The 2,744-nt window shown below is 68.0% G+C and carries 3 protein-coding genes; 2 read left to right on the top strand and 1 reads right to left on the bottom strand.

What is annotated here, in order from left to right:
• On the bottom strand, window positions 1-560 hold a 560-nt coding region (locus ACFWEP_RS11395; RefSeq protein ID WP_387368866.1), incomplete at its 3' end, for an MFS transporter.
• An 851-nt stretch (window positions 561-1,411) separates the two neighbouring features.
• On the opposite strand from ACFWEP_RS11395, the gene ACFWEP_RS11390 reads away from it, so the two are divergent.
• Both ACFWEP_RS11390 and ACFWEP_RS11385 read left to right on the top strand, forming a co-directional pair.
• A complete protein-coding gene (locus ACFWEP_RS11390; RefSeq protein ID WP_387368864.1) occupies window positions 1,412-2,236 on the top strand; it encodes a sterol desaturase family protein in 825 nt (274 codons plus the stop codon).
• A gap of 77 nt (window positions 2,237-2,313) precedes the next feature.
• A partial coding sequence (locus tag ACFWEP_RS11385; protein ID WP_387368822.1) for a polyketide synthase occupies window positions 2,314-2,744 on the top strand: 431 nt, incomplete at its 3' end.

Genomic DNA, 2,744 nt, shown 5'->3' with positions numbered 1-2,744 from the left:
GTGACCAGGCCGGAGCCGAGGGAGTAGCCGACGAAGGTGCCGAAGTCCAGCCAGCTGCCGAGGAAGCCGCGCCGTTTGTCGGGGGCGTACTCGGCGATGTAGGTGGTCGCTCCGGCGTACTCGCCGCCCGTGGAGAAGCCCTGCACGAGCCGGCACACCAGGAGCAGGAGGGGGGCCGCGAAGCCGACCGCGGCGTAGGTGGGGAGGAAGCCGACGGCGAAGGTGGACGCCGCCATCATGATCATGGTCAGCGCGAGGACCTTCTGCCGGCCCACCCGGTCCCCGAGCGGGCCGAAGACGAGCCCGCCGAGCGGCCGTACCAGGAACGCGGCGGCGAAGGTGGCGAAGGTCGACACCACCTGAGCTCCGGGCGAACTGGACGGGAAGAACACTTTGCCCAGGGTTCCGGCCAGATAGGCGTAGACGCCGAAGTCGAACCACTCCATGGTGTTGCCGAGTGCGGCGGCGGTGACCGCCCGGCGCACCTTCGGTGGATCGGTGACGGTGACGTCCGCCGCACTGAAGGACTTCTTGCGGCGGCGCACGACCGTCCGCAGCATGCGGTCCACGGCCTGACTGTCGCGCCTCGGCCGGGGTGCCCCCGGGCGTTTCCTCGATCCGGCCATGCATCCGCCCCTTTCCGAAGGCTCTCGGCGTCTCACCTTCCGCGGCCATCCACCCGGACGGGGGACTGAAGATCATCGGTGCCTCAGAGTCTGGTGCAATCACGCGCGGGAAGCCTTCCGGGCGGGTCGCACGGGTGACGGCCCGGCGCGCGGCCCGGCCGGCCGCCACCCGCCCGCGGTCTCCCCCGCCCGGACCGGTACAGCCCAGGCCCGGCTTCTCACCCTGGACCCGACCACCCCATAAAGATGATGTTCTGAATACCACATCAGAACGCCAACATGACTAAGTCACTCACATCGGCGACAGAAGTCCGGTCCCTGTTCCGCATCGCCACGTACCCCTGTTCAATAATCGGGAGGCCGACTACGGCACTCCGGGGGGCGATCTCAACACATCATCGGTCGAGGATTGAATCCGCAGGAAGCGGAAAAGAATCAACCGAGCTCGCACAGGGCGAAAAATGAGGGACGACCACACGGTCACCCGCTCCGCAGGAATTGTCTCCCGCCGCCCGTGTCGCCGAATTCGCACGGGCGCCACCAGACAAGACAGCGCATCCTCCCGTACAGCCCCTGAGACTTCCTCATGCATTCGATGGCCCCACCCCACCTGCAATGACGCAGGAACCGAGGCCAAGAACTGTCCCGCAATTCCTACGGAGGATTTCCGGGTGCACGGAAACGAATGGCCCATCGATGACTCCACCGGCCCCACGGCGCTCCCGCAACCCCGGCCTTCCGCTCTCCGGCCCGGACGGCGCGTTCTCGGCTCTCTCGCCTATCCCGTGCTCCTGACGGCCACCTTTCTGGTGGCGACGGCGGCACTGCTGCTGGACTGGAATCCCGAACGCGTGAGTCCTCTTTTCCTCGTCGGCACCCTGGTGTATCTCACCGTCCTCGAAAGGCTGATTCCGCACCGGCGCGACTGGCACCCCGACGCAGCCGAATGGCGTTGGTACGGCGTCTACTTCCTTCTGACCATGGCGGGGAGCGCGCTGGCACAGTTCTCCGTCACGACGACGGTGGGAATGATCTCCCCGGCCGACCCGGTGCTCCCGCTGGGGGTGGAGATCCCGGCCGCTCTGCTGAGCGGTTCGCTCGCCAGCTATCTCGTCCACCGTCTGGGGCACACCAGCCCCGTCCTGTGGCGGCTGCACGGGGTCCACCACGTCCCGCAGAAGGTCAATGTCGCCAACAACGGCGTCAACCACGTGCTCGACATCGTCCTCGCCCAGGGTGCCGTCCAGCTCACCCTGGCACTGGCAGGGTTCTCCCAGGGGTCCGTGCTCGCCACCGGACTCTTCGTCGCCGCGCAGGGCTACTTCGTCCACGCCAACATCGACGTGCGGATCGGCCGGCTCAACCACCTCCTGGCAAGCCCGGAACAGCACCGCCTGCACCACAGCACGGACCTGTCCGAGGCCGGCCACTACGGCTCCGACCTGTCGTGCTGGGACCACCTCTTCGGCAGCTTCACCTGGCGGCCCGGCCGTGAGCCGGCCGCGGTCGGTCTCAGCGATCCCACCTCGTTCCCCGGGACCGGCGAGATCCTCGGCAGTCTCTTCCGTCCGTGGCGCCGCGCGAAGCGGCCCGGGGACGGCATCGCCTGAAAGGGCCCTCGGGCCCCGCACCGCTGACCTGGGCGCCGCCTGTGGCTGCGCGACCACTTGATGAGGAGTGTGCGAACTTGGCTGACGCGACCAACGACGTCTCCACGGGCAAAATCGCGATCATCGGCATCGGCTGCCGCTTGCCCGGCGGAGCTTCGGACCACCGTGCTTTCTGGCAGAACCTGTTGGACGGCAAGGACTGCGTCACCCCCACGCCGCCGGACCGCTACGACGTCACCACGCACCGCAGCGGTCACCGGGACAAGCCCGGGCGGCTGGTGGGCGGCCGGGGCGGATACATCGACGGCTTCGACGAGTTCGAACCCGCCTTCTTCGGCATCAGCCGTCGCGAGGCCGACCACATGGACCCCCAGCAGCGCAAGCTCCTGGAAGTGGCCTGGGAGGCCTTGGAGGACGGCGGGCAGCGGCCGGCGGACCTGGCGGGCAGCAACACGGCGGTCTACGTGGGCGCGTTCACGCTCGACTACAAGATCCTGCAGTTCGCAGA

The sequence above is a fragment of the Streptomyces sp. NPDC060198 genome (assembly GCF_042728415.1).
In the GTDB taxonomy this organism is placed as follows: domain Bacteria; phylum Actinomycetota; class Actinomycetes; order Streptomycetales; family Streptomycetaceae; genus Streptomyces.
Note: the sequence above shows the minus strand (reverse complement) of the source record. Positions and strands in the feature narration are given on the sequence as shown.